Below are 7143 nucleotides of genomic sequence, written 5' to 3' on the forward strand. Positions count from 1 at the left end.
ATAAAATCCCCTGCTGACATTACGTCGACAGGGGTCATTTTTATATTGGGCAAAAGGGTCAGTGATATTTTGGCTTCAGGGGTCAATTCAACCTGGTCTAAGGGGTCATCCGAGCCTGGGTTTTCCATCCACCATTTTGGCACTGACGCGCGATTTCTTTGACTGTTCCACGGGTTCAGCTTGCTCAGCCTCTACTGGGATGTCAGACTGTTTTCCGGTTGTCAAATCCTCGGATACGATCTTGTGTTCGCTCTCAGAGTCGCTTGGCGGTGCATCCTTTGGCATAGCCTCCGGCCTCTCCTCCGCTTCGGTTTTTGAAGATGACTTTGCTTTTTTCGGCGGTATAACCGTTGTATCGGTACACTGGTGTTCCAGTTCAACCATATCTTTCGGCTTTCGAGTCTCTGATGCCTTGTCTCGCTGAGGCTCTGATTGGTCAGAGCTTTGATTGCATGACTGATTAGTCAGCTTGGCATTTTTGAATATCTTGAACTCCTCGCCATGCTCGCGGATGAACTCTTCGAGATTTGCAGGTTCCCATCTGACCGCACAAGGATTTAATTCCATGCTGGGAAACGGAGGCTTGCCATCATCGATGTTCCACGGTAATGAGTATTCGTTCATGAGAACCTCAGTCCTTCTGAGTTGTTCAGCCTCTGCTTTGGAAATTTCCTCTTCTTGTCGGAGAAATTCCTCAGCATCGAACTTCTTGGTTGTTCTTGATTCTCTCTTGGGCGCAGTCTGAGTCGCACCCGCCCGATTGACGTATTGACGCGCCTCGGACTCTGTGCCGATAATCGTAGGCTCGGCAAACCTATCTGGATTTGATTTCGCCATATCATTCTGGAATTGTGGTCGCCGAGAGAAAGTCCCTGCGACCGGGTGAGGTGTTTAATTCTTGTGCAAACGAGAGCAGAGTGTCAAGCTCCCTTGACCTATGCCGAGTGTAGCCAAGAATGCAGCATATTGCTGAATTTGATAAACTGATGAATCGGAGAGTTATCTATGACTATATCAGCATATTATATATTCATCATTGTTTCATCACTATTTTTCGGGCGGTGAGAAGAATGTTTTGGCGATGGAAAAGAGAAATTGCGTTTTCTCTCGGTGCCACACATTTTCTTTTCTCATTGCCTTTCATCCTTTGATGAAGTGTTGATGAATAACCGATGAGAAGAAAATGCACTGAAAAACAGCAGTCTGTCTCCATTTTCATCAGTTCATCAAATTTCAACGAGAAAAAATTATAAATTCTCTAACATCTGCCGGGTGACGGTGTAGTACCGTCCGCATCGGCGTGTCTCGACGTATGTTTCTTCGTTGAGGAACATTCCGACGGTATAGGTCGTGTAGCAGAACGAGTTGGAGGCTGGTCTGAGCTTCCAGCAGTCCTGCACCACCTTTCGGAGCTGGCTACGGTCAGCCTTGACCTGACGGTAGCCGAATAGGCTCAGGATGTCGTTGAAGCAGAAGTCTACCTCGTCGATTTTGCGCGAGTCCATTATCTCGGTCAGCAGCTCGGCAAGCTCCAGCTCCACACGGTTGCGGTTGGCGCGGATGATTCTTTGCAATGCCTCGGTGTCGAGCAGCGCGGGATTGAACCACATGCGGCTTTCCTCGGCGGTTATCAGCCGCCGATAGGTCAGGGCATGGAGAAAGGCCGGTATCTCGTAGCGGATTTTCTCCAGAAACGTGGTGTCGTCGGTGGTAAGCCTCGGAACCTTCCGCACCCAGTAGCGGGTCTCGCCGGGGTCGATGACCACGGGGAGATACTCGTTGTTGGAGCACAGTACGAACTTGGCGAAGAAGCTCACCTCCTCGCGGTCGCGCCCTTTTGCCTCCATCTTGTAGTTGTAGGTGGTGCTGAGATTCTTCAGACGCTCGGAGTCCTCGCGCTTGTTGAGCAGCACCTCGTCGACCACGATGACGAGTTTGCCGTTCCAGTCGTCGTTGAACTGGCTGCGGAAGTTCTCGTTGGTGTTGAAGGTCACGTTTGCCTCAAAGAGCAGTTTGAGAAAATTGAGGAAGGTGGATTTGCCTGTGTTGCGCTCCTCAGACACCAAGAGCAGAATCGGGAGCTTCTGCAACGGCATGGTGTATAGAATTTGCAGGTAGTCAAGACCGAGGTCGTACTGATCGCCGAAGATGTGGCGCACGAGCGATTCGATACACGACCATTCTCCCTCGGCAGGGATATGGCTGAGTGGTGAATACTTGTTCTTGAAACTGCCCACAACAGGCTGATAGTCCAAGTGGGAAGGGACACAGCAGAAACCGTCGTATTTGGGGACGTTGGCGAGAAAATCCTTGCCGTAGTCCTGACGGATAGCCTCGATTGTCCACGGGATGCTGCGCTCGATGAGTTGTCCTGCGGCGTTGGGCTGGCGGACAATCTTGTAGTAGGTGGTGCCTATGCGCTCAAAGCAGTCATCGGCGGGAGGTATAACTGTTACGTCTTCCATAGGCTCAGTCATCGTTAGAGGGGTTGATAATAGAGTTAACTTCCCGCAAGCTGTAGCGGGTGCTTCCGTTCACCTTGAATGGGTGTAATCTGCCGTCTTTGGTCATGTTATAGACGGTGGTCTCGCAGACACCGAGCCGCTCGGCAACCTCTTTCTTGGTGATTGATTTGTCCTGCTCCGCCTCCATGTAGAGGGGGAGCAGGCGCTCGCGGGTGGCTTCGATTGTGTCCACCACAAGCTGATGGAGGTCAGAGAGGCGGACGTTGAGGAGGATATTTGGAGAGTCAGGGTCGAGTGCCGACGCCTGAAGGAGGTCAAAAAGATTCAATTTCATCAGAGGGAAATGAATTTGAAGAGTTATATCGCCGAGTAACTTACATCACCTACAGCCCCGGCGACGAAAGAGGCTGCGGTGACGTGTCCCCGAAAGGACAAAGGAAGTGCTGTCGGCTATGTATCGTTAAAACCGACGGTTGTTGCTGCCGGCTTGTCATGGTCGGCAAAGGGCGTAGTTCACTCTTTCCCACGCCGCGCCGAAAGGCAATGACATGAGAGGCATCTGTTCCTTATACGGGGCAGATACAAGGGCGGTTGTGTCTTACTTTGCAATAAGGTAAGGCATACGCGTTTTTCTTCTTTTTAATTGATTTTTTTGACGTACAGATTCTGTACGGGCACAGTTATGGCTGTCGCAAAATTCAGCTCGTATAGGCTCAATGACAGTTTATGGCTGTGCCGTTCTATTTTCTTCTGCCGTTGTTCCACACATTTAATCCGTTGAGCATCGCTTCCTTAGTGCGAGTTGTTGCCGGGTTAAACCGTTGCGGTTCGTTCCGCATTCAACGGCAGGCTTTTCATAGTGGTTCCGGATTCTGAGTCCGGTCTTCTGATCAGGTACCTCGTTATTATTGTTACAGTGTCAATATCGGGCATGGCATCCGTCAGGGAGCATCGTTCCTGTTCCGGTCTATAAAGCTGAACGTGTCGCTTCGGGCGTGCGCTGCCTTCAATCGTTACATAAAGATAACAAAAATTTTCGAGATTACCAAATCTGCACAATCTCCCGTGGGCGGCTGACATTGTCGGCTATCGGGTGTGTATGATGTAGGTATGTCGATAGCGTCCCCAAGTGTCACACCTGAACATGGGCACCGATGTCGGTGTAAGGTTTGGGTCTGTACCCGCACACCGATTTGTTCGCAAGGTATTGCGCATCCGGCTGCGAAATTCAGGCACACACCTCCGAGTATTGTGCATCGGATCCGACCCTTCGGGTCCGGCTCATAGAGAGTCAGCCCACTCTTGGGCTGCGGGGTATGTCTGCGGCGGATAAGGGCGCGACCGTCACAGCAGAGCAATCTGAGGCTCCGCTATGGCCGCAAAATTTGCCACCGTAACTTTCCTAACAAAGCGTTGTTCAAAAAAGTTCACAATTCGATGACAAAAGTCATCCATAGCCAAAAGTAGTGCATGACCGGGCATTAGCTTCTGGCTCTGAACTTTCTTTTCAGCGGCAAAGATAAAGTGTAATTTTCATTCCCACCAAATATTTTCCGCCGGATATAGCACAAGGTTGTACATCTATATCAAGATATACAACCTGTATAGCGATGGACGCCTCTCAATTCACCGGCAAAGATAATACCGCCTTACAGGATTTTCCAAATTATTCCGGGCATGGTTCCCATTATTCCGTTTTGGGTATCTTCTTTTCCCTTCTGAGGACCATTTACCCTCTAAAATATGCTTATAATCCGCCAAAAGTATGGTTTTTGACCTACTTTTGGCGGATTATAACGAGATTTGCTTAATATCCTAATCGTTCATCATAAGTATTCAGTTCACCTAAGTTGAAGCACAAATTAACCATGAGGACTGCTGGTTTTTTATCTATCCTTGAGTCTGCGAAGAGGATGCCTATATTCATCAATAAGTTTATATTCAGGAATAGCTCCATAAAAGAAAACTTGCGAATCAATACCATGTTTTTCATCCAGATTAGTAGCTTTCAACACTTCCTTTAATGCTTTTATATTGACTTGGCGTTTCGCACCGGGATAGCCAATTTGAATTACTTTTACAACCTTTTTTTTGACTCGCAGGTAGTCTATGATAGAATCTTTTTTATATTTACATACGTCCGCAACACCTTTGTCATACTCTAACCAATAGCCATACTTACGTAGGCGTTGATCTAATTCCGCAAAAGTTATTGAATATACGCGTTTGTCTTTTTGCCTTGTATTCCTTCTAATCATCCATGCGATGAATCTTACTTCGGCATCATCTCCTTTTGAAAATTTATCGAAATTTTTGTATAAATGCAATTTATTTGCAGCTACTCGAACAGACAACTCTTCAAACTCCTTTTTCGGACATACTATGGTAAGATTTACTCTATCCAAATATAGCAATAGTGCTAACAGCGCGACTCGTTTATTTCCATCTTCAAACGCATGATCCTTGTTTAATCCGAAATACAGAGTAGCCATTTTGTGATAGTGGTCTGTCCATTTATCCTTTCCACAAAAGCCAACGAACTGTCTATCTACTGCAGATGCCAATAAATTATAGTTTTTAATTCCATAATGTACTTCTTCTCCCTCTGACATAAAATAGTCTGCGATAAGAAAATGAGCCCTTATTACGTCCATCTCCGTAATCATGCCGGATGGTACATATTCTTTTGGTTGATATTTCTTGACCAGATAATTATAATCTTGTTTTAGTGCAGGCAATATATGTTCCATAATTTGAGTAACTTATTAGACAATAAAAGCTTATTTTGATTGAAATATTGTAGACTGTGCCATATCTATTTAATCCTCCAATCGTTTACCAATTGAGCAATTCTGGGTTCAACAGAAAGTCTATCAAGCCGATAGTGACTATTCCTTCCTCGTTTCTTTTAGGTTTGATGTAGTCTTTTACGATGATGATTTTTTTGAAAGAATCATCAATGTTAAGCAGAGATGCGGATTCTTGACGCTCCTTGGCATCAGTTGGCATGACAAAAGCTGACTGGATGTAGTAGCGTTGACTTCCTTGATTAGCCACGAAGTCTACCTCATACTGCTTACGAATGGTCTTCCCTTCCTTGTCTGTCGTTCGATGTTCTACCATACCGACATCAACTTGAAATCCACGTATTTTTAATTCATTATAAATGACATTCTCCATTATGTGGTTTTCTTCTTGCTGCCTAAAATCAAGAATCGCATTTCTTACACCCATATCCGTGAAATAATATTTAGACAGGGTATTTATGTATTTCTTGCCCTTGATGTCATAACGGATTGCCTTTTCTGTTAAAAATGACTCACAAAAATATGTCAGATAGTTATCAATAGTTTTGTTGGACAGAGATACGTTTTTTAGACTTTTGAATGTATTGGCCAATTTATTGGGATTAGTCGGAGAACCTATGGCAGACGCAATTATCTGAATCAACTCTTTTAGCTCAGCTTCACCCTTAATCTTATATCTCTCAACGATGTCATTGATATAGACTGTAGAATATAGACTTTTGATATAGTCAATTTTCTTCTTCGGCGTTTCTAATGTCAAAACATGAGGAAGACCTCCGTATGTATAATAGTCGCTCCATGCTTCAATAGGGTGCCTATTGTCAACAGACATAAATTCCGCAAAAGAGAGAGGATATACATGAATTTGATCGCCTCGCCCCCTGAACTCTGTGATTATGTCTGTAGACAAAAATCGAGAGTTGCTTCCTGTGACATATACATCGGCGTTCTCTATTTTAAGGTAACTATTGAGCACGTCTTCAAACTCCGGCACGTGTTGAACTTCATCAAGAAGTATATAATACATCTTGTCATCCACCATCTTAGAGTCGATATGTGTAAGCAATGCGTCAGGGTCACGAAGAGGAGCGTTTCGCCTGTCCTCTAAATCTACTTTAATAATGTGATCATCAGACACTCCCTGCTCTTTCAAATAGTCACCGAATAAGTGGAACAATAGATATGACTTACCGGATCGTCTTAACCCGGTAACAACCTTGATAAGCCCGTTATGTTGGCTGGCAATGAGCTGATTTAGATAATGGTCGCGTTTAATAATCATAATTTATTCCCCAAAAGTGACATTTATGTCAACTATTTGGAATGCAAATATAGGCTTTTATTTTGAATCACACAATAGTGCCACTCCAAAAAAGTGACATTTATGCCGATTTTTTGGAGCGATTCTACTGCTTACCACATATCATTCTCTTTCTTGGACATGGCGGCGATTTCGTCGGCTATCTCCTCGGATGATAGCTTGATGTAGTCCATGAAGGTCTTTTGGGTCTTGTGGCCGCTGACGTGCATCATCTGGAGGATGGTGTACTTGTGAGAGAGGTACATATTTGTGATACCGGTGCGTCGGGCGGTGTGGCTTGTAACGCAGTCATAGCGTGGCACGATTACATTGCCGTTAAGATCGATCTCAGGCTCCTTCTTCTCTTTTCTCAACGCCTCCTTCTGTTTCATTGTGAGCTTGGTCGGCACTTTCTCTTTCAGTGACGGCAACTGGAAAACCCAGGCTCGGATGACCCCTTAGACCAGGTTGAATTGACCCCTTAAGCCAAAATATCACTGACCCTTTTGCCCAATATAAAAATGACCCCTGTCGACGTAATGTCAGCAGGGGATTTTATATGTATCTTTGA

At 45.3% G+C, this 7143-nt stretch carries 6 protein-coding genes; all 6 read right to left on the reverse strand.

What is annotated here, in order from left to right:
• Positions 1–105 precede the first annotated feature (105 nt).
• Positions 106–837, reverse strand: a complete 732-nt coding sequence (locus C5O23_RS13725) for a hypothetical protein (RefSeq protein WP_107033480.1) — start codon at positions 835–837, stop codon at positions 106–108.
• 410 nt (positions 838–1247) lie between these two features.
• Positions 1248–2465, reverse strand: coding sequence for a primase-helicase family protein (locus C5O23_RS13735; RefSeq protein ID WP_240597878.1), 1218 nt, complete (start codon positions 2463–2465; stop codon positions 1248–1250).
• Between the two features lie 4 nt (positions 2466–2469).
• Positions 2470–2799 carry a helix-turn-helix transcriptional regulator gene (locus C5O23_RS13740; protein ID WP_107033483.1) on the reverse strand — a complete coding sequence of 110 codons (330 nt, stop codon included), beginning with the start codon at positions 2797–2799 and terminating at the stop codon, positions 2470–2472.
• A gap of 1552 nt (positions 2800–4351) precedes the next feature.
• Positions 4352–5215 carry a Fic family protein gene (locus tag C5O23_RS13745; protein ID WP_107033484.1) on the reverse strand — a complete coding sequence of 288 codons (864 nt, stop codon included), beginning with the start codon at positions 5213–5215 and terminating at the stop codon, positions 4352–4354.
• An 85-nt stretch (positions 5216–5300) separates the two neighbouring features.
• Positions 5301–6554, reverse strand: coding sequence for an ATP-binding protein (locus C5O23_RS13750; RefSeq protein ID WP_107033485.1), 1254 nt, complete (start codon positions 6552–6554; stop codon positions 5301–5303).
• 131 nt (positions 6555–6685) lie between these two features.
• On the reverse strand, positions 6686–6964 hold the full coding sequence (locus tag C5O23_RS13755) for a site-specific integrase (protein ID WP_107033486.1): 279 nt from the start codon (positions 6962–6964) through the stop codon (positions 6686–6688).
• Between the last annotated feature and the right edge of the window lie 179 nt (positions 6965–7143).

This window comes from Duncaniella muris (assembly GCF_003024805.1).
In the GTDB taxonomy this organism is placed as follows: Bacteria; Bacteroidota; Bacteroidia; order Bacteroidales; family Muribaculaceae; genus Duncaniella; species Duncaniella muris.